Raw genomic sequence first — 21,150 nt, 5'->3', positions numbered from 1 at the left:
GCGGCGCTACCGAGACATGTCGTTCCCAGACTCTCTAACCCTTCCGAGTTGGGCATTCAATCCTGCTGCCCTCGTCCGCTTTCCGCTTTCCCTCTCCTAGCCTGAATTTCGCCGCATACTCGCAACCAGCGCAATCGGCGGCAACGCACCGAGGTCGGCTCGCTCCAACTGGGTCAGTGCGGGATGATCGCCGCCTTCACGGAGGCAGATCTGGCGCAGGGCTTCCATGATCCGCGCGATATCCAGCCCCCGTGGGCAGCGGTCACTGCACGTATCGCAACCAGCACAGATCCAGAAGGTTTGTCGCTCAAGGATGCCTGGCAAGCCGAGGCGCAGGTGCTGGATCAGGGCATCAGGCAGCAGATCCATCGCCTGGTGAAACGGACAACCTGCGGCGCAGGTGCCACACTGGTAGCAGTTGGCGAGGTGTTGACCACTCAAGGCCTCGACTTTTTGCAACAGTTCGTTGCGCCCACCGCCGATACGGATGCTTGTGGTCATACCTGGCTCCGATCTTGTTCGAGCTTGCGGCAGATCAGGTTGAGCGGGATATCCTCGGGGCAGACCCGGCTACACTCATCGCAGCCGGTGCAACGGTCGGCCAGGTGATAGGCGCGCATCAGATGGTAGGCAAAGATCGTCATTGGCTCACGCGCCTGCCGCCGGGGATGGTCGCGTTCGAGCGTCAGGGCGCACTCTTTGCAAAAGCAGAGCGGGCAGACTGTCTGACAGGCATAACAGAGCGTGCAGCGGCTCAGGTGTTCACTCCAGAAAGCGAGGCGTTCGGGGGGCGCAAGCGTGGCGAGTGCCTGCACCGCCGCGAAGCGTTCGGCGGGAATGGCAGGCGGCGTGGGCGGTACTTCGCCGAGCCACTCGTCACAGAAATCGGTTGGCATCCCGATACACGTTGCGCATTTTGTCAGCAGCAGCGTACCCCGTTCACGGCGGACAACGTCGTCCGCCGTGGTGATCACCAAGTCGGGGCCATCTTCAGCGAGACCAGTGACCCGCCCTGGGGCGGCTTTGGTGATCGCTTCGGGGTCAGCCATGCCTGCGCAGCCGATGCCAATGAGATAGAGGCGGCTGCGTTCAAGCTGGTTCAACTTCAGCAACTCGCGGACTGACTGCGCATCACACGCTTTCAGCGCCACCCCGATCCGCTGGCCGGCATGCTTCGCCAGCGTACCGGCCAGATTCGGCACACAGACCGCATTCCAGACGAGTTTGGCCGTTTCGAGCGGCGTGCGGGCGACAAAAGGGGCAACCCGCAGCGGGTTGGAACCCTGGCGGTAGCCGAGAAAGAGCTCAACAACGCCCTCGGCCAGCAGGTCGTGGGCACGCCTCTGGAGTTGGGTTTCAAGCGAGGTTGTCATCACTGCACCTTCAACTCGAGTGGCCCGAGGGCACGCAATTCCTCGGTCATCTCGGCCACAAGCGCGGCAAAACGCGCACCTTCTGATCCCGAGACCCAGGCCAGTTTGAAGCGACGCTGGTCAAGGCCAAAGAAGTCGAGCAACTGGGCAAATTTGGCAAAGCGCTCTTCGGCGTAGTTGTTGCCCGAAAGATAGTGGCAGTCACCGGGATGGCACCCCGCGACCAGCACCCCATCGGCACCATGTTCAAACGCACGCGCCACAAAGAGCGGATCAACGCGCCCGCTGCACATCACGCGCACAATGCGGAGGTTGGGCGGGTACTGGACGCGACTGACGCCTGCGGTGTCGGCCCCCGCATACGCGCACCAGCTACAGAGCAACCCCACGATTTTTGGTTCGAACGGCTCACTCATACCAGCGCCCCCTCCCAGGCGGTCTCGATCATGGCCAGCACTTGTGCATCGGCGAAGCCACGTTGCTGCAGCGCCCCCGATGGGCAGGCCGCAACGCACGTGCCGCAACCCTTGCACAAGACCTCTTCGATCACCAGCACGCCCCGTTCAGCATCGAGCCTCATGGCGCCATACGGGCAGTGCGGCACGCAGAGACCGCAGCCCGAACAGCGTGCTGCCTCAACCTCGGCGACGATTGGCTCAACCTTGACCCGCCCGCGCAACAGCGGGATCGCCGCACGTGACGCAGCACCGGCGGCCTGCGCCAGCGTATCAGGAATGCTGCGGGGGTAATGGTCGCCCCCGCAGAGATAGATGCCCTCGGTGGTAAAGTCGAGTGGCCGGATCTTTGCATGGGCTTCGTGATAAAAATCCTGGGCATTCGCCCCAACCTTGAGCATCTGCTTGAGGCGCGGTGTTTCGCCATCGCCGCGCAAGGCAGCCGTCAGCACCACCAGATCCGCCTCGACCTCAAGCTCGTCGCGCAGCAGGGTGTCGTAGACCGTCACCATGATGCGCCCGTGCTCGAGGCTCACCCGGGGCGGACGCTCGGCATCGTACCTGATGCGCTGTGGTGCGACCTCAGCGAGCATCTGAGTAAAAGCCTCTTCCTGGCCTTTGCCATAGACGCGCAGATCCTGGTAGAGCAGAAAGACCTGCGAGCCGGGGGCGGCCTGATGCACCAGGCGCGCATTTTTGACGGCGACGCTGCACCCGATGCGGCAGCACGACGGATTTTCGGCGTCGAGCGAGCCAGCGCAGTTGATCATCACCACCGAACGGGGCTTGCCGAGCGTGCCGTCGCGCAGGCGGCGCTCGAGTTCAAGCTGCGTGATAATGCGCGGGTCATCACCATAGCCATAGCGCCCGCGCAGATCAACCTCACGAAAGCCTGTTGCCACAATGATTGTGCCAACCTGCACCTGCGTCACTGTTTCACCCAACCCGCCGTCGAGCGTCACCTCGAAATTGCCGACATGACCGGCAAGCGCACCCACCTCGGTGCCCGTAAAGACCTTGATCAGTGGGCGGCGTTGTACCTCGTGAACCAGTTGTTCGCGAAACGCCCTGGCCGGCAGATCATTGGGGGCCAGCTTGCCAAGCAGATTCAGCTTGCCCCCCAGTACCGTCTCGCGTTCAACCAGATAGGTCGCGATGCCCATCTCGGCCAGGGTGATCGCCGCCGTCATGCCAGCCGTGCCACCGCCAATCACCAGGCATCCCGGGGTTACCTCGATCGTCTGGACAGGTAATGACTTGACGTAACTAGCACGCGCAACTGCCATGCGCACCAGATCGGCGGCCTTGGTGGTCGCGGGGCCGGGTTCAGACGAATGCACCCACGAGCACTGATTGCGGATATTTGCCATCTCAAAGAGTCCGGCATTGAGCCCAACTTCGGCGCAGGTCTGTTGGAAGACCGGGCCGTGGGTAATGGGCGAGCAGGCCGCCACGACAACCCGATTGAGCCCGTTGGCCTCGATGGCCCCCCTGATCTTGCGCTGGGCATCCTCCGAGCAGGCGAACATACAGGCCTCGGCGAAGGCTACCTCGGGCAACGCACGCGCCGAGGCGGTCACGGCCTCGACATCAACAAACCCGCCGATATTCTTGCCGCAGCTACAGACAAAGACGCCAGTACGCGGGGCTTCAGCGGCGACATCGCGCTCGGCGGGCGGCACCGGTTCGGCGGTGCGCTGGCGCTGACTCAGCGGAAGCGCCGCGAGCCCGGCGGCCCCGCTGGCCTGCGCCACGCAATCGGGGATGTCATTGGGTCCCTGGGCACCCCCGGCGAGGAAGATGCCTTCGCGGGTCGCGTGCAGCGGGGCGCGCAATGCATCGCGGGCGACAAAAAAGCCATGTTCATCAACCGCAATGCCGAGCGCCTGCGCCAGGCGCCGATTCTCGGGCGGGGGCACCACGGCAGTCGAGAGCACCAGCAGATCAAAGGTCGCGCTCGCTACTTCTCCCGTCAACGTATCCTCATACTCAAGCAGCAGACTCTGATCGGCATTTTCACTCACGCTCGCGGGCCGACTTCGCACATACCGCACGCCGTGGCTGGCGGCACGCTGGTAGTACTGCTGAAAATCTTTGCCATAGGCCCGCAGATCCATATAAAAGATCGTTGTGGCGGTGTCAGGAGCATGTTCGCGGGTAATGAGCGCTTCTTTGGTCGCATACATGCAACAGATCTTCGAGCAGTAGGGATGGCCGCCCTGGGTACTGCGCGAGCCGACGCACTGGATCCAGGCGATGCTGCGTGGTGCCTGCCCATCGGAAGGCCTGGTCACATGCCCATCGGTTGGCCCGGAAGCAGCCATCAACCGCTCGTACTGCAGCGCCGTCAGCACATTCGCAAAGCGCCCGTAGCCATACTCGCGCCGCAACTCAGTCGGCTCGAGCACCTCGAAACCCGTGGCGACCACAATGCTGCCGACCGTGACCGTCAGCGGTTGCGAGCGTCGCAGAAACGAGATGGCCCCGGGGCCACAGGCGCGGTCGCAGGCCCCACAGCCCGTACACTGGGCATAGTCAATCGTATAGACCGCCGGCACCGCCTGGGGAAACTGGAGATAGATCGCCTTGCGTTGCGACAGTCGTCCGTTGAATGTATCGGCCACCTCAACGGGACATGCGCGGGCGCAATCGCCGCAGCCCGTACACTTCTCGGGGTCAACATAGGTCGTCTGCCGCCAGATCGTCACCTCGAAATGCCCAACCGACCCCGCGACCCGCTCGACTTGCGCCGAGGTGAGCAGCGTAATGTTGGGATGGCGCGCCAACTCGACCATCTTTGGCGCGGTGATGCAGATCGCGCAATCATTGGTGGGGAAGGTCTTGTCCAGCTTCGCCATCGTGCCGCCAATGCTTGCCTGGCGTTCTACGACGAGCACTTGATAGCCCTTCTCGGCAAGATCCAGGGCCGCCTGCATCCCGCTAATCCCGGCCCCAATCACCAAGGCATCGTAGGCGTGCGCTTCCATAGAGTTGCAACCCTTCGCGGTGTCATCACGAGCATGGCAACGCGGGCGACGATTCTACACGGAACACAAAAAGACGCAGGGGCATGCCGTGCGTCTTTGCCTCGTGCCCCTGCGTCTTTGCAAGCAGTATGAAGTTACCGCAAATTGATGGTTGAGGAGTTCTTTGCGGGCTATTCTAGCATTGCCGTGTCCGTTTGCGGGTAGCAAAATCGCCACTTTGGGTGCAAACAGGCGAAAAATTCACAACTTTTAACCGGCGGAAGGAGCTGCGTTAGCCTCCCGCCGCGACTAGCGAACGCTCGACCAGGAAGATGATCGGTGCCGGTACGATGCCAAAGAGCAAGGTTAGCCCGCCGGCAATTGCGATGTCGGTCGAGAGCCCTCGGTTCAGCGCGGGTTCGAGGTCGCCTTGCGGTTCGTGCATAAACATGCGGATGACGACGCGCAGGTAGAAGAAGACGGCCAGCGCACTCGTCAGCACGCCAATCAAGACGAGCCAGCCCAGGCCACCTTCGTAGGCGGTGGTGAAGACATAGAACTTCGCCATAAAGCCGGCGGTTGGCGGCACCCCGGCCAGCGAGAACATAAAGACGGCCATTGCCAGCGCGAGCAACGGCTGCCGTTTGTACAACCCCGTGAAATCGTCGAGGCTCCAGGTTGCGTTGCTGCGCTGCTCCAGCGCAATGACGACCGCAAACGCCCCCAGGTTGGTCAGCGCATACGCGAGCATGTAGAAGAGAAACGCTTGCGCCCCGCGCTCCGAGGCGACCATGATGCTCAGCAGAATGTAGCCTGCGTGCCCGATACTCGAATAGGCGAGCATGCGTTTGACGTTGGTCTGGCTCAAGGCACCGAGGTTGCCGATGAGCATTGTCAGCGCCGCGAGCACGCCGAGGACTGGCAGCCAGAAGGGTTGGAGCGCGGGCAGGGCGGTCACCAGGATGCGCAACAGGCCGGCAAACGCCGCGCCTTTGGTGCCGACACTCATAAACGCCGCCACCGGGGTTGGCGAGCCTTCGTAGACATCGGGCGTCCACATGTGGAAGGGTACCAGCGCAACCTTGAAGGCAAAGGCGATCAGAATGAGCGACGCCCCGGCGAGTAGCAGCAACTGATTGGTCTCGGCCGCCGGGTCAGCCAGGCGCTCGGCAATCAGGGCGAGATTCGTTGTCCCCACGGCTCCATAGGTCAGTGCGATGCCATAAATGAAAAAGCCTGCCGCAAACGCCCCGAGCACCAGATACTTCATCGCCGCCTCTTCCGAGGTGAGGCGTGGATAGGCAAAGCCGGTCAAAATATAGAGCGTGATCGAGAGCAACTCGACGCCGAGGAAGAGCACGATCAGATCGGTGCCCTGGGCCATCACGATCATGCCGGCGACGGCAAACATGATCAGCGGGTAGAACTCGCCCTGTTCGATGCCGTGCCGCGGTAGATAGTCGAGCGCCATCGTGATGCTCAGCGCCCCGATGATCAGGAAGATCCAGGTCAGGATCAGGCTATAGCGGTCGAGCACAAGCATATTGCTAAAGGTGCTGCCACTCACATCCCAGAGCGGAATGGCAACCAGGCCCGCGACCACCAACCCGGCAATGGCAAGATAGCCCGTCAGCTTTTTGCGGTTGGCTGGAATGGCAAAGACATCAACAAGCAGCAAGACCATTGCCCAGCCAGTCACCACGAGCAATGGTGCTATCAGTCTGAAATCAACTGGTGGAATCTGAATTGAGTCCATTACGCCTCCCGGCGAGGGTCACGGGCCACTGGCCCATCGCGGCTCACACATAGCGCCTGGCAGCGCCTCAACGTCCTGCAATCACAGGGGCCAGACCATTGACCACCTCGGCGACACTGCTCTGCATCGGGCCAAAGAGAAAGCCGGGATAGAGGCCGATGATCACAATCGGGATGCACAGAGCCACCAGCGTGACTAGTTCGCGCTGGTTGAGATCGGGCAGGCCCGCGCTCGCTTCGTTCACTTCGCCCATAAAGACTTCCCGGTAGAGCTTCAGCAGGTAGATCGCCGCCAACACAACGCCGAGCACGGCAAACGCCAGAAAGGGCCAGCCAAGCTCAGGCGAGAGAAACGCCCCCTGCATAATCACAAATTCACCAATGAAACCATTCAGCCCGGGCAAGCCTGCCGACGAGAGCGCCACCAGCAAGGTGATGCCCGCATAGATTGGCATCACCGTCCAGATGCCGCTGTACGCCGCCATTTCGCGGGTATGCCGTCGCTCGTAGAGCACGCCGACAATCAAGAAGAGCGCGCCGGTCGAGAGGCCGTGGTTGATCATCTGGATGATGGCACCGCTGATGCCCTCGCTGTTGAGCGCGAAGATGCCAAGCACAATGAAGCCCATATGGCTCACCGACGAATAGGCGACCAGTTTCTTCATATCGGTCTGGGCAAAAGCGACAATCGCGCCATAGATGATGCCAATCACCGCCAGCACCCCGATCGCCGGGGCCGCCCAGCGCGACGCCTCGGGAAAGAGCGTCAGGCAGTAGCGGATCATGCCGTAGCCACCAAGTTTCAGCAGCACACCCGCCAACACCACCGAGCCAGCCGTAGGCGCTTCGACGTGCGCATCGGGCAACCAGGTGTGGAACGGCCAGAGCGGCACCTTGATCGCGAAGGCGAGGAAGAACGCCCCAAAGAGCAACCGCTCGGTCGCTGTCTCCAGCACGAACGCCCCGCTCCGCAGATCGGCCACAATCGCGCCAAAGTTGAGCGTGCCCTGATAGCCGGGCTGACTCACCGCGATGCTCTCGCGGTGCAAGACATAGAGCCCGATCACGGCCAGCAGCATCAGCACCGATCCGGCAAACGTATAGAGGAAAAACTTGCGCGCCGCATAGACCCGGTTGCTGCCACCCCAGATCCCGATCAAAAAGGTCATCGGAATCAGCGTGAATTCCCAGAAGATATAGAAGAGCAAGAGATCCTGGGCCATAAAGACCCCGAGCATCGCCGTGGTCAAGAGCAAGAGCAGGATCTGGAAATTGCGAACTTCCTTGTGTACCGAGTCCCAGGTCGAGAGCACCACAATTGGCGTCAGAAACGTCGTCAACATCACCAGCCAGAGACTGACGCCATCAATTGCAAGGCTATAGCTGATGCCCCACGAGGGCAACCAGGGCAGCGTCTCGGCAAACTGCATCGTCACCGGCCCCGCACCGAGCGCACTTTCGGGCACAAACCGGAGCGGCAGGGTCAACGAAACGAGAAAGGTGACCACAGCAACGACCAGGGCAATCCGGCGCGCCAGTTCATCGCTCTTCCGTGGCACCGTGAGTAACAGCAGGGCTCCGAGTGCGGGCAGCCAGAGCACAAATGACAGGATCGGAACTTGCATGCGGCTTCCTTTTATCCTACCAGGCGATCATCAGCATAAAGCTGAGCACCAGCACAACACCGATGGTAAAGACGAGGGCATACATCCGGACATAGCCACTCTGGAGTTGGCGTACTCCCGTTGCGACCCAGCCAAAGAAGCGACCAGTGCCGACGACGAGGCCGTCGATGCCCTGCGGATCAAAGACTTGCGCCAGGAAATTGCCGATAGTGCGGAATGGCCCGACGACGGCGCGCTGATAGAGGGTATCAACATACCAGGCCGCTTCGAGCGTATCCCAGATATCACCGGTGTAGTAGTACGCCGGATCTTGCCCGCCGACCTTGACTTTCGCGGCATTCCGGGTATAGACCGACCAGCCCAGATAGCCCATCCCCACGGCCCCAATGGTCGCAAAGAGGGCGAGCAGCGGATTGAACTTGCCCGCCTCTTCGTGCAAGACCGGCTTGAGCCAGTCGGTCAATAGGTGTGCGGCAGGCATCCCGCTAAAGAGGGTCGGCAGGTTCATCAGCCCAGCGATGGCGGCCCCGACGGCCAGGATCACCAGCGGCACCGTCATCGCCCGGCCACTCTCGTGCGCGTGGTAGTGCGGGTCGCGCTGGGTGCCAAAAAAGATCAGTGAGACCTGGCGGCCCATATAGAATGCGGTCAGCAGCGAAGCAATGAAGAGCCCGATCAGTTGCGGCCAGTACCCCGCACTGACCGCGTGGGCTAGGATCTCATCTTTGCTCCAGAACCCCGCGAGCGGCACGATCCCGGCCAGCGCCCCCGCCCCGACTAGATAGGTCCAGTAGGTTGTTGGCATCGCCGTGCGCAGACCGCCCATCTTGCGCATATCTTGGGTATCGTGGGTTCCGTGGATGACCGACCCCGAACCGAGGAAGAGCAGGGCTTTGAAGATGCCGTGGGTGAGCAGGTGAAAGATCGCGGCGGCATACGCCCCCATGCCACAGGCGGCGACCATAAAACCAAGTTGCGACACGGTCGAATAGGCGAGCACGCGCTTGATATCCCACTGCGCCAGCGCCGCCGTGCCTGCAATCAGTGCCGTCAGCACCCCGATCCAGGCCACCCAGCTCTGCGTGGCTGGCGACGCCACAAAGATCGGCTCGGTGCGGGCCATCATATAGACGCCAGCGGTGACCATCGTGGCCGCGTGGATCAGGGCCGACACCGGCGTCGGGCCAGCCATCGCATCAGGCAGCCAGACAAAGAGCGGGAACTGGGCCGATTTGCCGGTTGCGCCAATCAGCAAAAGAAACGAGATGCCTGTTGCCACCGCAATCGTCTGCCACTCGGGGCCAAAGGTCTGCCCCAGGAGGTTGGGCACCTGTTCCAGAAAGCCCGGAATGATCTGCCCATTTACCTCGACATCATAGAAGGTCAGCGTCCCAAAATGCGAAAAGATCGCCAGCATCGCCAGAAGAAAGGCCGCGTCACCGATCCGGTTGACCACAAATGCCTTGACCGCCGCCGCCGCCGCCACCTTGCGCTCGAACCAGAAGCCGATCAGCAAAAACGAACAGAGCCCCACGCCCTCCCAGCCAAGAAAGAGCAGCAGCATATTGTTCGCCATCACCAGCATCAGCATCATGGTCACAAAGAGATTCAGGTAGGCAAAATAGCGGACGACCCGCGGATCGCCGTGCATATAGCCAAGCGAGTAGACATGGATCAGGCCGCCGACCCCGGTGACGAGCAGCACCATCACGGACGTCAACGGATCAAAGAGCAACCCGAACGGAATGCTCATCGTCCCCGTGCCGATCCACTCCCAGGCGATGGCTTGCACGCGGCGCTCTTCTTCGGGCATACCGCCCAGCATGACCGTCGCGACCACGGCCAGCAGAAACGAGCCACCCACCAGTGCGCTCGCCACCAGACCAGCCTGGCGCTCCTGGCGAATGACAAACACATTGAGCAGAAAGCCGAGCAGCGGCAACAGCGGGATGAGCCAGATAAGCCAGTTCAGCATCACACAACCTCAATGGGCAAAGCCAAAGGAAGGGCCACTGCGCCTCCCTTATCCTCGGAGCATACTGACCTCGTCGATATCGGCGGTTCGTTTCGATTTGAAGATCGCCACCAGCAGCGCAAGGCCGACGGCTACCTCAGCCGCTGCTACCGTAATCACAAAAAAGACGAGTACCTGACCATCAACCGCGAGCCGTTCGCGTGCATAGGCGACCAGGGCCAGGTTGGCCGCATTGAGCATCAACTCAACCGACATAAAGACCACAATCGCGTTGCGACGAATCAAGACCCCCAGCACGCCAATCGTGAATAAGACGGCACTCAACAGAACATAAAAGGTCGTGGGAACCATGCAAGATCCTTATACGATTGCATCAGACGACTACGGTTGCACGCTCGAACTCGGTCGCTCGCCCGGCGTCTCCTCGGTTTGCGCCTGGTTGCGCTGCTGGTTAAGCACCACGACGCCGATGACCGCGACCAGCAGGATGATCCCGGTAATCTGAAAGGGCAACAGATACTTGGTAAAGAGCAGTTCGCCCAGGCTCGCCGGGTCACCAAAGGCTTCGGCAGCTTCACCCCCCGGCGGCGCATCGTTCGAACCACCGCGTACCGCCGTGATCATCGCAATCACCAGCAAGCCCGCCCCCATCACCAACGCCAGCGGCTGTTGCCACGGCAACTTGTCCTGTGCCGCCTCTACCTGTTCTGCCCCGAGCAGCATCACCACAAAGAGAAAGAGCACCATGATCGCGCCGGCATAGATTGAGAGCTGGATTGTAAAGAGAAATGGTGATTGCAAGAGCAAAAAGAGAACGGCAATTGCCCCGAAATTCAACAACAAAAAGAGGGCGCTATGGACAGCGTTCCGTGCAACGATCATGGCAATGGCCCCTGCGAGGGCGATGGCTGCCGTAAGGAAAAAGAGCACAAAATCCATGGTCACTCCCTACAGGTCGATCTGCGCTGGTGGGCTTGGGCGGCGCTCGAGCTGACTCAGAATGGGCGGCGGATCGCCGTGGCCCTGATCTTCGCGTACCAGCAGCATCTCTTTGGTATAGATCGAGTCGCGCCGATCATAGAACGAAAGCTCGTACTGATGCTCAAGCACAATCGCATTGGTCGGGCAGGCATCTTCGCAATAGCCACAGAAGATGCAGCGCAGCATATTGATCTCGTACGTCGCCGCATACCGTTCACCATACGAGACCTGATGATCGGGCGTATTCTCGGCGGGTACGACCAGGATCGCATCGGCAGGGCACGCCGCCGCGCAGAGCGAACAGCCAATGCAGCGCTCTTTGCCATCGGCAAACCGTTTGAGCTCGTGCCGTCCACGAAACCGCTCACGCACCGGGCGCTTGACTTCGGGGTACTGCACCGTTACCGGCTGCGTGAAGATATAGCCAAAGGTTGTGCGCAACCCCTTCAACAATTGTCCGATCATCAACTACTCCTTATCGTGTGCCCGCACCGGGGCGTTGTTGCGGCTACTGACCTGTCTCGGCCCGGCTACGAACATCACTCACATAGGTGACATTGTCAACTGGTTTGGGCACACGATTGATGCCTGCTGCAATAGCAAGGCTGAGCAGGCTAAAGGCGAGCAGCATAAACGACGCCAGCACAAAGCTCTCAATGAGCACAAAGGCCACCGCCGTCGCCGCAAGATTGATCAGTCCCAGCGGAAGCAGCCACTTCCACCCCAGATCCATCAGGCGGTCGTAGCGAATACGCGGCCACGAGGCCCGAATCCAGACCGAGAGAAAGAGGAACCCAACCAGTTTCAACAGGAACGACCCGAGTGAGGCTAGGCCCACCGCAATGCTGGCAACCACCGGTCCTGCCAGGCCTTCGACCCCTGCCCCGAGCATTTCGAGCCCCGGAAAGCGCCAGCCACCAAAAAAGAAGGTGACGGCCATTGCGCTGACCGCAATCAACTTGATGTATTCGGTCATAAAGAAGAGCGCGAACTTCATCGAGCCATACTCGGTATTGTAGCCACCGACCAGTTCCTGTTCGGCTTCGACCAGGTCAAACGGCGCACGCACCACCTCGGCGGTCGAGGCAATCATAAAGATCACAAAGGCGAGGAATTGCGGCACGATGCCCCAGAGCGTCCCTTGGTGATAGACCAGTTCGTGCGTGCTGAGCGTGCTGAAGGTCATCACCACGGCCAGCACCGCCGTTCCGAGCGCGAGTTCGTAGCTAATCAACTGCGCCGTTGACCGGATGCCGCCCATCATCGAGTATTTGTTATTGCTTGCCCAGCCTGCCAGCGTAATGCCATAGACCCCGATGCTGGTGATGGCGAGCAGATAGAGCACGCCTACATTGATGTCGGCAATCTGCAGAATATTATTGACCCCGCTCGACGACTCGGCAAAGCAGGCCCGGTAATTCCAGTCAATATTCAGACATCCAAAGGGGATCACGGCCCAGATGATGATCGCCGGGATCACCGCGATGGCAGGCGCCAGCAGATAGACCGCCTTGTCGGCTGCCGAGGGCACAATATCCTCTTTGAAAAAGAGCTTGACTGCGTCGGCGACGGGTTGGAGAAAGCCGTTCGGCCCGGCCCGGTTTGGCCCCACCCGGTTCTGAAAGCGCGCCAGCAGCCGCCGCTCAAAGAGGGTCAAATAGGCGAAGGCCGTGGTGACCGCCAGCGCGATCACCACAGACTGGATAATGATGATCAAAAGGCCCAGCCAGTTCATAGCTACCCCTATCCCGTTACAACCTTCACCAGATTGACCCGTGTGCGCGGTCCGGTCTGCACGGCTGCCGCACTGAAGTTTGGCAGGTTCGCCGGGATCAGCGCAACCCCGGCGGGTACATCGTCAACAACGCGTGCGCTGAGCGTCAGTTCGCCCACCGCCGAGTCGAGCCGTACCGTATCGCCCGGTTTGATATTGAGTTTGTCTGCATCAGTTTGGCTGAGTGCGACGTAGGGTTGCGGGATCTTGCGTTCCAGCAAGGACCCACGCAGCAGCAGATCGCCATCATAGGCGAGGCTCTGGCTCACCAACAGCAGGCTGCGTTCGTGCGTCGGTTTGCTCAAGGGTCGTACGCCGAGGCTCACCGCGGTCTTTTGTACCTCGATCAGATTCGGCAGTTGAATTCCGATGCCTTCGCTATTTTCGTAGTTGGTACCATCATAGAAGATCGCCTCGTTGGTCTGGCGTCCCCAGGCTCCACCCTGGCCTGTGGCGGCGAGCGCACTGTAGGTGATCCCGGCATAGCCCGGCACCCGTTCGGCAATCTCGGCGGCAATCTCACTGGGGGTCAGGTAATCCCAGGTTGACGGCTCGACCACGGCGACCGCAGTCGTCTTGCCCGGGCCTTTGCTTTTGCCTTTGCCACCGACGGGCTTCTCCTGCTCTTCGCTACTCTGCATTGGCACGGCCACAGGGACACTCAGGTCGCTCAGGTGCTGGGCAACACCCTGGATGATCTGCCAGTCGGGGCGCGCCTCGCCGTGGGCCTGACGGGCCTGGCGCGACCGTTGCACCCGGCGCTCGGCATTGGTATACGTTCCGTCGCGTTCGGCAACGCTCGCGGCGGGCAAGACCACATCGGCCAGTTGCGCGGTTTCGGTCAAGAAGAGTTCTTGTACCACCACAAAGTCAGCCGCTTCCAGGGCCGCACGGGCCGCTGGCAACTGTGCCGCCGGATCAAGCCCGGCGATCCAGACGGCCTTGACGCGCCCTTCGCGCAACGCCGGCCAGACTTCGCGTGCCCCCAGGCCGCGCTGCGAAAGCACAGCATAGCCGGGGCGGGCATCGGGCCGCACGCCCATATCAAGCGCCCCGCGACTGTTGCCTCCCGGTAGCAATGCGATCAGCCCGCTGCCTGGCTTGCCGACTTTCCCCGCCAACGCCGCCAGCACCCCGAGACTCTCGCTCATCCCAGGGCCGGCACTCCGCGCTTCAGCCCCGTACATAATCAGGCCCTGTTTCGCCTCGAGCAATGCCTGGGCCACCGCCCGGATCGTCGCCGCAGGCACGCCGCACAACTCGGCAGTCTGCTCAACACTCAGGTCGCTCAACGTCTTGCGCAACTGCTCAAGCCCACTATGCTTGAGGTGCAACCGTTCGTGACCAACCTGATCAAAGACCGCCCGCAGCAAGCCGCGCACAAACGCAAGCTCGCTGCCCGGCTGATAATAGAGCTTGGTTGTCGCCGAGCGTTCCAACTTGGTCGGGCGCATATTTGCGACCACCAGTTTCGCCCCGCGCTCGAGCATCGCCCGCAAGCGCAGCACATAGAGTGGCGCTTCTTCTTCGGGATCAGCCCCGATCACCAGCACCAGACTCTCGGCCCCCATCTCCATCAAATTGGTGCCTTTGCCCACCCCCATCAACGCCCCGTGCTCGTCGTAATCAACATCGGCAGCACTGCCAGGCATATGGTCAAGGTTGTGGCTGCCAAAGTACTCACGGAAGAGCTTCTGGAAGAGGTAGAGATCCTCATTGCTAAGGCGCGGTGAAGCCAGGCCCGCGATCGCACTGCCCCCGCGACTACTCTGCACAGCCGCGAGTTTCTCGGCGACGAGGGCCAACGCCTCGTCCCAACTCGCCTCGACCAGGTGCCCACCCTTGCGGATCAGCGGTGTCGTCAGGCGACTCTCGTGCTCGATAAAGCGGTGCCCAAAACGGCCCTTATCGCAGATCCAGATATCGTTGACCGCCCCATTCTCACGCGGCATCACCCGCATCAACTGGTCGTGCCGCATATCCAGGCTGAGATTGCAGCCGACCGGGCAGAGCGTACAGACCACCGGTTTCGAACTGAGTTCCCAGACGCGGGCTTTGAAGCGGAAGTCGGCACTGGTCAGAGCACCAACCGGGCAGATATCGGTTGTATTGCCCGAGAACTTGCTATTGAACGGCGGGTCGCTCTTGGAGATAATCATCCAGTTGCGGCCACGGTTATCAAAGCCAAGCACCGGATCATCGGCGAGCTCGTCCTGGAAGCGCACACACCGCGCACAGAGGATACAGCGCTCGCGGTCGAGCAGAATCAGATCGCCGAGATGCACCGGCTTCTCGAAGTGAACCTTGTCGTTGTAATCAAAGCGACTGTTGCCTGGCCCCCATGCCATCGTCAGGTTTTGCAACGGGCATTCGCCGCCCTTATCGCACACCGGACAATCGAGCGGATGCGAGGTCAGCAAAAACTCCAGCACACCCTTCTGGGCAAACTGCACCTCATCGGTCTCCGTATTGATCACCATGCCCTCACTGACCGGCGTCGTACACCCGGTCTGCAACTTGGGCATCATCGCGATCACGGGACGGCCATCCTCACCCAGCATCGGCTGACGGGTCGCGGGATCGAGGCGGGGCGTGCCAACCTGCACCAGGCACATCCGGCACATACCGACTGGTTTCATCCGTGGATGGTAGCAGAAGACCGGGATCGAAATACCGCCTATGCGTGCGGCATCAACCACATTCGTACCCGCAGGTACCTTGAAGCTGACACCGTTCACTGTGATCGTAACATCGGCCATAGATAGCTCTTTCCAGCAAGCTTATGCCAGGGCAAACAACCGCTCAACCGCACATGCAAAACCTGGTAGCAAGGGGGACGTAAGGATCTCACCGCTCTGCAATGTCTCGACCAGGGCGAAATCTGCTTCTACCCAACGATACACGCTGATCATGCTCGTGCGCCAATCGGCAATCCAATACTCTCTGACCCCATGGCGTGCATAGAGTTCCAATTTTAGTTCGCGATCACGCACTTCATTGGCTTTACCAGGCGACAGCACTTCAACAATCAATTCAGGCGAACCGTGCAACTTGCCATCGTCACCGAGCAGTTCGGCCAGGCGTTGATGGCTCACCCAGACAACATCGGGGGCCACGGCTTCATTATCTGCATACACCAGTCCAGGAGCGCCAATTGCGATGCCGACCCCGGTCGGCTGACTCCAGTTGTTGAGTTCAGTGGCAAGGCGGGTACACGCAATCTGATGCCGGGTATGGGACTGGGTCGTCGCATGCAACTCTCCCTGGATCAACTCATAGCGCTCACCCGCGACCTGCGGCATCTGCCGCAACAGGTCGACGGTCCAGTGTGGGTGGATCGCGAGGGTTGCCTCTACCATAGTCTCAACTCACTCTCAACGGGATCGCGTGGGCGCCATTGCGCTGGTGTCGTTCGTTGCTCGCCTTGATAATCGCCTCGAACTCTTCCGGGAAGAGTTCAAGCGCCGATTTGATCGGCATCACGGCGCTTTCACCGAGCAGACAGAAGCAATTCCCTGCCATCTGGCGATAGATACCGTGCAACGTCGGAATATCATCGGGCTCGGCGTGGCCCTCTTCGGCGAGGCGATGCAGCACCTTGACCAGCCAGTGCGTACCTTCGCGGCACGGCGTGCATTTGCCACAGCTCTCGTGCTTGAAGAATTCGTCCATTTTGTAGGCGACATGCGGTGCTTTGACCGTATCATTGAGCACAATCACTGCCCCCGAGCCAAGCATCGAACCCGCCGCCGCCACGCCTTCATAGTCGAGCGGCACATCCAGGTGTTTGGCCGTCAACCAGGGTGCCGAGGCGCCGCCGGGGATGATGATCTTGACCGGGCGGCCACCCTTCATGCCGCCACCATACTCGGGGCTCTCGATCAACTCGCGCAGCGGCAAGCCAAAGGGCAATTCATAGTTGCCGGGGCGATTCACATGCCCCGAGAGCGAAAAACACTTGGTGCCGGGACTCTTCTCGGTGCCGTGCGAACGGTACCAGGCCACACCCTTCTCGACAATGCGCGGCACATTCGCCAGCGTCTCCACATTGTTGATGATCGTCGGCTTGCCATAGAGCCCGGCGACCGCCGGGAAGGGCGGCTTGAGGCGCGGCTGCCCGATCTTGCCTTCGAGCGACTCCATCAGCGCCGTCTCTTCGCCACAGATGTACGCCCCGGCCCCGCGATGCACATAGATATCGAGGTCGTAACCCGTCCCGAGAATATTCTTGCCCAGCAGACCAGCGCGGTACGCCTCGTCAATGGCCTGCTCGAGGGTCAACGCCGCAGCGGCAAACTCGCCCCGCATATAAATATAGGCCGTATTGCACTCAATCGCATACGCCGAGAGCGCCACACCTTCAATAAGTTGATGCGGATTACGATCAATAATCTGATGATTATTAAAGGTGCCAGGCTCAGACTCATCGCAATTGCAGAGCAGATAGCGTGGATAGACGCCTTTGGGCAAAAAGCCCCATTTCATACCGGTCGGAAAGCCCGCGCCACCGCGTCCGCGCAGACCGGCCTCTTTCACCATCTGCACAATCGTGGCTGGTGTCTGCTCTTTCACCGCCGTACGATAGGCCTCCCAGCCACCAACCTGGCAGTAGCGTTCAAAGCGATTAATCTCGGGGAAATTCAATTCCCGCATAATAATATATTCACTCAATCCCATATGCATGTTCCTGCTAGTGTACGCATCTGTGAGCGCTCGGCTCCCTCCCCCAGCGGGGGAGGGCTGGGGAGGGGGTGACAATGCCCCCTACAGAGGCGACGCCCGCCGCGTCTCGGCTCGATCTTGCCCTGACTCAACCTCGGGAGGTGGAATCGGCTCGGGGGGCGGGGGCGGGCCTTGCACCTCAAACTGACGGGACTGATAGGGTGCATCACGCGCAACCAGTTCGACCGCACCCTGCTCTGTTACCGCAAAATCTTCGGCAAAACGCCCTGAAACCCCTCGGCGTCGCGCGTCAGCGGCGCGGCTCCGCAGATCCTTGAGCAGCGCCTCGACCTTCTCAGGCGTCACATCATAGACATAATCAAGGTTTGCCTGAAGCACCGGCGCACGGTCGCATGCCGCGAGGCACTTCACCCGTTGCAGCGTAAACATCCCATCGGCGCTCGTTTGCTCTTCCTTGATCTGCAAACTATCTTTGAGTGCCGTGATCAACTCTTCGGCGCCTAGGTAGCAACAGGGCACATCATCACAGACCTGCAGCATCCAGGTGCCCACAGGCCGGCTATAAAAGAGCGTATAGAAGCCCACCACCTCAAAGACATCAGTCTCGGGCAAAGCCAGGATGCCAGCCACCTCGCGGATTGCCGCATTGCTCAGATGCCCATAGACATCCTGGGCCAGATAGAGCAACGGCAGCACCGCGCTGCGCGGCGAGGCATAACGGCCAACAATCGTCTCAATCGCTTCGCGATGTGTCTCAAGCAGCATATGCTTACCGATCTACCTCACCCAGCACCGGGTCAAGGCTGGCAATCAGGGCCACAAGATCGGCGACCAGGCGACCTTTCGCCATATGGTGCAGGCCCTGCAAATTGATCAGAGAAGGACTACGAAAATGTACCCGCCATGGCTTAGGGCCACCGTCGCTCACCACATAACAGCCCAGGCTGCCCCGCGGACTCTCGATGCTCACATAGGCATCACCGACCGGCGGCTTGAAACCCTCGGTCCAGAGCTTGAAGTGATGAATGAGCGACTCCATGCTATGGGTAATCTCGCTCTTGGGGGGTGGGGCGACCTTGCGGTCGGGCGTCACATAGGGGCCGGGGCCGATGGCCCGCAGGCGTTCAGCGGCCTGTCGACAGATTAACACACTCTGGCGCATCTCGGCCATCCGCACGCGATAGCGGTCATAAATATCGCCATTCTTGCCAATCGGCACCTGAAACTCATAGGTCTCATAGCCCGAATAGGGCTGTGCCTTGCGCACATCGTAGGGCACCCCGGTCGCACGCAGATTCGCGCCTGTCAGCCCATAGGCAACCGCAGCCTTGCCATCAAGCGCCCCGACGCCAACCGTCCGCTCCAGCCAGATCGGATTCCCGGTCAACAGATCCTCATACTCATCAATGCGGCTCGGCATCACCTCAACCAGCGCATCAACCGTGGGCAAGAAATCAGCCGGGACATCATAGGCGAGCCCACCGATCCGAATATAACTGGTCATCATCCGTGCGCCCGAGACCAGTTCAAAAATATCGAGGATCTGCTCGCGCTCACGCATCGCATAGAGAAAGACACTCATCGCCGCCAGGTCAAGCGCGTGCGTCCCGAGCCAGACCAGATGCGACGAAATGCGTTGCAACTCGACCAGCAACACCCGGATCACCTGCACCCGTTCCGGGATCTCCACCTGCATCAACTTCTCAACAGCCAGCGCATAACAGAGATTATTGGAGAGCGGGGCAAGATAATCCATCCGGTCAGTCATGACCAGCGCCTTCTGATAGGTCTTGCTCTCCATATTCTTCTCGATACCCGTATGGAGGAAGCCGACATCAGGGGCAGCGCTAATCACAATCTCGCCATCGAGCTCAAGCACCAGGCGCAGCACCCCGTGGGTACTCGGATGGTGCGGCCCCATATTGAGCACCATCGTCTCGGTGGTACCAGCGAGGGCTGGCTCGGTAATATCGTGAGGGGTTGGAACCTCAAGGATCGTCATAGACTTACTCTTTTGCAAAAGGCTTCTGGGCGTAGATACGTTCCTGATTAAAGGTAAACGCAACCTCTTCTTCGCCGAGCGGATGATCCTTGCGTTGGGGATGGCCGATCCAATCATCGGGCATCAGAATGCGTTGCAACGAAGGATGGCCGTCAAAGACAATGCCAAGCAGATCCCAGGTCTCGCGCTCTTGATAATTCGCCGTCGGATAGAGCGGCGTCAGCGAGGGCACGTGGGGATCATCCTCGGGTGCCGTGACCTTCAGGCAGATCCGATGGAGATAGCGGAGGCTCATAAGATGGATCACCACCTCGAAGCGCGGCGTCCGTCCAAGGTAATCAACCCCCGAGAGGTGTTCAAGAAAATCGTAGGGCGTCTCGGGATGATCGCGCAACCAGGTCACCACGGCGAGCAGATCCTCACGACGGAGCGTCACACTCAGATCGCCGAACCGTTCGCTAACGGCCAGGATCGCCTGAGGAAACTGCGCCTGAAGCCGATCACGGATTATCTGATTATCCATACTTCTTCACATCCACCTGCTGGATCAGCGGCTGCTCGAGGCGCACCGGCTGCTCTTTGATGCCACTAATCTTCTCACGCTTCACCTTCTCGTGCAGCATCATAATGCCATCAATCAGCGCCTCGGGGCGTGGAGGACAGCCGGCCACATAGACATCCACCGGCACAATCTCATCAACCCCCTGGACAATCGCATAATTATTGAAAATGCCCCCACACGAGGCGCAATCGCCCATCGCGATCACCCACTTGGGCTCACTCATCTGATCATAGAGGCGGCGCACCACGGGGGCCATCTTGCGGCTCACGCGGCCGGCCACGATCATCAGATCAGCCTGACGAGGCGAAGCCCGATTAATCTCCATCCCAAAGCGGGACAGATCATAATTAGGACTCTGCGCCCCCATCATCTCGATGGCGCAGCAAGCCAGGCCAAAGAGCAGCGGCCACATCGCATTGGTACGACCCCAATTGACCACATATTCGAGCGAAGTCGTCACGACCCCCAGATCGCCAGCCTTCGTTTCTAATCCCATTTCAGCGCCCCTTTCTTCCACTCATACACAAAGCCCACCACCAGCACCAGGAAGAAGAAGCCCATTGCCATCAACCCCGGCACCCCCAGCTCGCGAAAGACGAGTGCATAGGGATAGAAGAAGATGACCTCGATATCGAAGACGATAAAGAGCATTGCCACCACATAGAACTTGACCGGAATACGACGAATCGCCGCCCCAATCGGCTCCATGCCCGACTCATAGGGTGCTAGCTTACGCGGGGTACTCTTACGAGGGCCAAGCAGCGACGAAACCGTAATCACAAAAACAGCGATAAACGCAGCGATGAGGAAGAGAACAAGAATGGGTAGAAATGAACCGAGCATAGGACCCTCTCCAGGCGACGTGACGCCAAGCGATGCGTCGCAGCGTGCAGTGGTGCGACTGTGCCAGCCTACCCAGACGAATAGGCAAGAACCAACACAATACGCGGGCGGTGTGCTCAGATGTGCATTGGAATTATACCAATGATCAAACTTGTG

General features: G+C 60.2%; 19 protein-coding genes. All 19 read right to left on the bottom strand.

The window, feature by feature from the left end; translation table 11 throughout:
- Nucleotides 1-96: 96 nt before the first annotated feature.
- Nucleotides 97-501 carry a 4Fe-4S dicluster domain-containing protein gene (locus EKD05_RS06580; RefSeq protein WP_129671645.1) on the bottom strand — a complete coding sequence of 135 codons (405 nt, stop codon included), beginning with the start codon at nt 499-501 and terminating at the stop codon, nt 97-99.
- Nucleotides 498-1,373 (bottom strand): 4Fe-4S dicluster domain-containing protein, encoded by an 876-nt coding sequence (locus EKD05_RS06575; protein ID WP_129671644.1) that lies wholly within the window; start codon nt 1,371-1,373, stop codon nt 498-500. The genes EKD05_RS06580 and EKD05_RS06575 overlap by 4 nt, the downstream gene beginning before the upstream one ends.
- Nucleotides 1,373-1,789, bottom strand: a complete 417-nt coding sequence (locus EKD05_RS06570; RefSeq protein ID WP_129671643.1) for a hydrogenase iron-sulfur subunit — start codon at nt 1,787-1,789, stop codon at nt 1,373-1,375. Before EKD05_RS06570 ends, EKD05_RS06575 begins: the two co-directional genes overlap by 1 nt.
- The gene (locus EKD05_RS06565) at nt 1,786-4,815 is read right to left on the bottom strand and encodes an FAD-dependent oxidoreductase (protein ID WP_129671642.1); all 3,030 of its coding nucleotides are present in this window, start codon (nt 4,813-4,815) and stop codon (nt 1,786-1,788) included. Before EKD05_RS06565 ends, EKD05_RS06570 begins: the two co-directional genes overlap by 4 nt.
- A 271-nt stretch (nt 4,816-5,086) precedes the next feature.
- The gene (locus tag EKD05_RS06560) at nt 5,087-6,550 is read right to left on the bottom strand and encodes an NADH-quinone oxidoreductase subunit N (protein WP_129671641.1); all 1,464 of its coding nucleotides are present in this window, start codon (nt 6,548-6,550) and stop codon (nt 5,087-5,089) included.
- A 67-nt stretch (nt 6,551-6,617) separates the two neighbouring features.
- Nucleotides 6,618-8,174: a NuoM family protein gene (locus EKD05_RS06555; protein ID WP_129671640.1), complete on the bottom strand. Its 1,557-nt coding sequence runs from the start codon at nt 8,172-8,174 to the stop codon at nt 6,618-6,620.
- A 16-nt stretch (nt 8,175-8,190) separates the two neighbouring features.
- Nucleotides 8,191-10,149: an NADH-quinone oxidoreductase subunit L gene (nuoL, locus tag EKD05_RS06550; protein ID WP_240695662.1), complete on the bottom strand. Its 1,959-nt coding sequence runs from the start codon at nt 10,147-10,149 to the stop codon at nt 8,191-8,193.
- A gap of 48 nt (nt 10,150-10,197) precedes the next feature.
- Nucleotides 10,198-10,500: an NADH-quinone oxidoreductase subunit NuoK gene (gene nuoK / locus EKD05_RS06545; protein WP_129671639.1), complete on the bottom strand. Its 303-nt coding sequence runs from the start codon at nt 10,498-10,500 to the stop codon at nt 10,198-10,200.
- Between the two features lie 30 nt (nt 10,501-10,530).
- On the bottom strand, nt 10,531-11,088 hold the full coding sequence (locus EKD05_RS06540) for an NADH-quinone oxidoreductase subunit J (RefSeq protein WP_129671638.1): 558 nt from the start codon (nt 11,086-11,088) through the stop codon (nt 10,531-10,533).
- Between the two features lie 9 nt (nt 11,089-11,097).
- Nucleotides 11,098-11,595, bottom strand: a complete 498-nt coding sequence (nuoI, locus tag EKD05_RS06535) for an NADH-quinone oxidoreductase subunit NuoI (protein ID WP_129671637.1) — start codon at nt 11,593-11,595, stop codon at nt 11,098-11,100.
- 43 nt (nt 11,596-11,638) lie between these two features.
- Nucleotides 11,639-12,865, bottom strand: a complete 1,227-nt coding sequence (gene nuoH / locus EKD05_RS06530) for an NADH-quinone oxidoreductase subunit NuoH (RefSeq protein WP_129671636.1) — start codon at nt 12,863-12,865, stop codon at nt 11,639-11,641.
- A gap of 8 nt (nt 12,866-12,873) precedes the next feature.
- On the bottom strand, nt 12,874-15,663 hold the full coding sequence (gene nuoG / locus EKD05_RS06525; RefSeq protein ID WP_129671635.1) for an NADH-quinone oxidoreductase subunit NuoG: 2,790 nt from the start codon (nt 15,661-15,663) through the stop codon (nt 12,874-12,876).
- Nucleotides 15,664-15,684: 21 nt separating this feature from the next.
- Nucleotides 15,685-16,263 (bottom strand): Uma2 family endonuclease, encoded by a 579-nt coding sequence (locus tag EKD05_RS06520; protein ID WP_129671634.1) that lies wholly within the window; start codon nt 16,261-16,263, stop codon nt 15,685-15,687.
- Between the two features lie 4 nt (nt 16,264-16,267).
- Nucleotides 16,268-17,581 (bottom strand): NADH-quinone oxidoreductase subunit NuoF, encoded by a 1,314-nt coding sequence (gene nuoF / locus EKD05_RS06515; protein WP_129671633.1) that lies wholly within the window; start codon nt 17,579-17,581, stop codon nt 16,268-16,270.
- Between the two features lie 87 nt (nt 17,582-17,668).
- Nucleotides 17,669-18,352 carry an NAD(P)H-dependent oxidoreductase subunit E gene (locus EKD05_RS06510; RefSeq protein ID WP_129671632.1) on the bottom strand — a complete coding sequence of 228 codons (684 nt, stop codon included), beginning with the start codon at nt 18,350-18,352 and terminating at the stop codon, nt 17,669-17,671.
- A gap of 4 nt (nt 18,353-18,356) precedes the next feature.
- Nucleotides 18,357-19,589: an NADH dehydrogenase (quinone) subunit D gene (nuoD, locus tag EKD05_RS06505; protein ID WP_129671631.1), complete on the bottom strand. Its 1,233-nt coding sequence runs from the start codon at nt 19,587-19,589 to the stop codon at nt 18,357-18,359.
- A 4-nt stretch (nt 19,590-19,593) separates the two neighbouring features.
- Nucleotides 19,594-20,112 carry an NADH-quinone oxidoreductase subunit C gene (locus EKD05_RS06500; RefSeq protein ID WP_129671630.1) on the bottom strand — a complete coding sequence of 173 codons (519 nt, stop codon included), beginning with the start codon at nt 20,110-20,112 and terminating at the stop codon, nt 19,594-19,596.
- Nucleotides 20,105-20,647, bottom strand: a complete 543-nt coding sequence (locus EKD05_RS06495) for an NADH-quinone oxidoreductase subunit B (protein ID WP_129671629.1) — start codon at nt 20,645-20,647, stop codon at nt 20,105-20,107. Before EKD05_RS06495 ends, EKD05_RS06500 begins: the two co-directional genes overlap by 8 nt.
- The gene (locus EKD05_RS06490) at nt 20,638-20,994 is read right to left on the bottom strand and encodes an NADH-quinone oxidoreductase subunit A (RefSeq protein WP_097653837.1); all 357 of its coding nucleotides are present in this window, start codon (nt 20,992-20,994) and stop codon (nt 20,638-20,640) included. Before EKD05_RS06490 ends, EKD05_RS06495 begins: the two co-directional genes overlap by 10 nt.
- Nucleotides 20,995-21,150 lie beyond the last annotated feature (156 nt).

This window comes from Candidatus Chloroploca sp. Khr17 (assembly GCF_004138165.1).
Taxonomy (GTDB): Bacteria; Chloroflexota; Chloroflexia; order Chloroflexales; family Chloroflexaceae; genus Chloroploca.
The sequence above is the reverse complement of the archived record's forward strand: the minus strand, read 5'-3'. Positions and strand labels throughout refer to the sequence as shown.

Excerpts from the sequence above, each read along its gene's own strand:
- EKD05_RS06490 (WP_097653837.1), bottom strand. The coding sequence starts at position 20,994 with ATGCTCGGTTCATTTCTACCCATTCTTGTTCTCTTCCTCATCGCTGCG.
- EKD05_RS06500 (WP_129671630.1), bottom strand. The coding sequence starts at position 20,112 with ATGGATAATCAGATAATCCGTGATCGGCTTCAGGCGCAGTTTCCTCAG.
- nuoD (WP_129671631.1), bottom strand. The coding sequence starts at position 19,589 with ATGACGATCCTTGAGGTTCCAACCCCTCACGATATTACCGAGCCAGCC.
- nuoK (WP_129671639.1), bottom strand. The coding sequence starts at position 10,500 with ATGGTTCCCACGACCTTTTATGTTCTGTTGAGTGCCGTCTTATTCACG.
- nuoH (WP_129671636.1), bottom strand. The coding sequence starts at position 12,865 with ATGAACTGGCTGGGCCTTTTGATCATCATTATCCAGTCTGTGGTGATC.
- EKD05_RS06510 (WP_129671632.1), bottom strand. The coding sequence starts at position 18,352 with ATGCTGCTTGAGACACATCGCGAAGCGATTGAGACGATTGTTGGCCGT.
- EKD05_RS06575 (WP_129671644.1), bottom strand. The coding sequence starts at position 1,373 with ATGACAACCTCGCTTGAAACCCAACTCCAGAGGCGTGCCCACGACCTG.
- EKD05_RS06565 (WP_129671642.1), bottom strand. The coding sequence starts at position 4,815 with ATGGAAGCGCACGCCTACGATGCCTTGGTGATTGGGGCCGGGATTAGC.
- EKD05_RS06495 (WP_129671629.1), bottom strand. The coding sequence starts at position 20,647 with ATGGGATTAGAAACGAAGGCTGGCGATCTGGGGGTCGTGACGACTTCG.
- EKD05_RS06580 (WP_129671645.1), bottom strand. The coding sequence starts at position 501 with ATGACCACAAGCATCCGTATCGGCGGTGGGCGCAACGAACTGTTGCAA.
- EKD05_RS06560 (WP_129671641.1), bottom strand. The coding sequence starts at position 6,550 with ATGGACTCAATTCAGATTCCACCAGTTGATTTCAGACTGATAGCACCA.
- EKD05_RS06520 (WP_129671634.1), bottom strand. The coding sequence starts at position 16,263 with ATGGTAGAGGCAACCCTCGCGATCCACCCACACTGGACCGTCGACCTG.
- nuoF (WP_129671633.1), bottom strand. The coding sequence starts at position 17,581 with ATGGGATTGAGTGAATATATTATTATGCGGGAATTGAATTTCCCCGAG.
- EKD05_RS06555 (WP_129671640.1), bottom strand. The coding sequence starts at position 8,174 with ATGCAAGTTCCGATCCTGTCATTTGTGCTCTGGCTGCCCGCACTCGGA.
- nuoG (WP_129671635.1), bottom strand. The coding sequence starts at position 15,663 with ATGGCCGATGTTACGATCACAGTGAACGGTGTCAGCTTCAAGGTACCT.
- nuoI (WP_129671637.1), bottom strand. The coding sequence starts at position 11,595 with ATGATCGGACAATTGTTGAAGGGGTTGCGCACAACCTTTGGCTATATC.
- nuoL (WP_240695662.1), bottom strand. The coding sequence starts at position 10,149 with ATGCTGAACTGGCTTATCTGGCTCATCCCGCTGTTGCCGCTGCTCGGC.
- EKD05_RS06570 (WP_129671643.1), bottom strand. The coding sequence starts at position 1,789 with ATGAGTGAGCCGTTCGAACCAAAAATCGTGGGGTTGCTCTGTAGCTGG.
- EKD05_RS06540 (WP_129671638.1), bottom strand. The coding sequence starts at position 11,088 with ATGGATTTTGTGCTCTTTTTCCTTACGGCAGCCATCGCCCTCGCAGGG.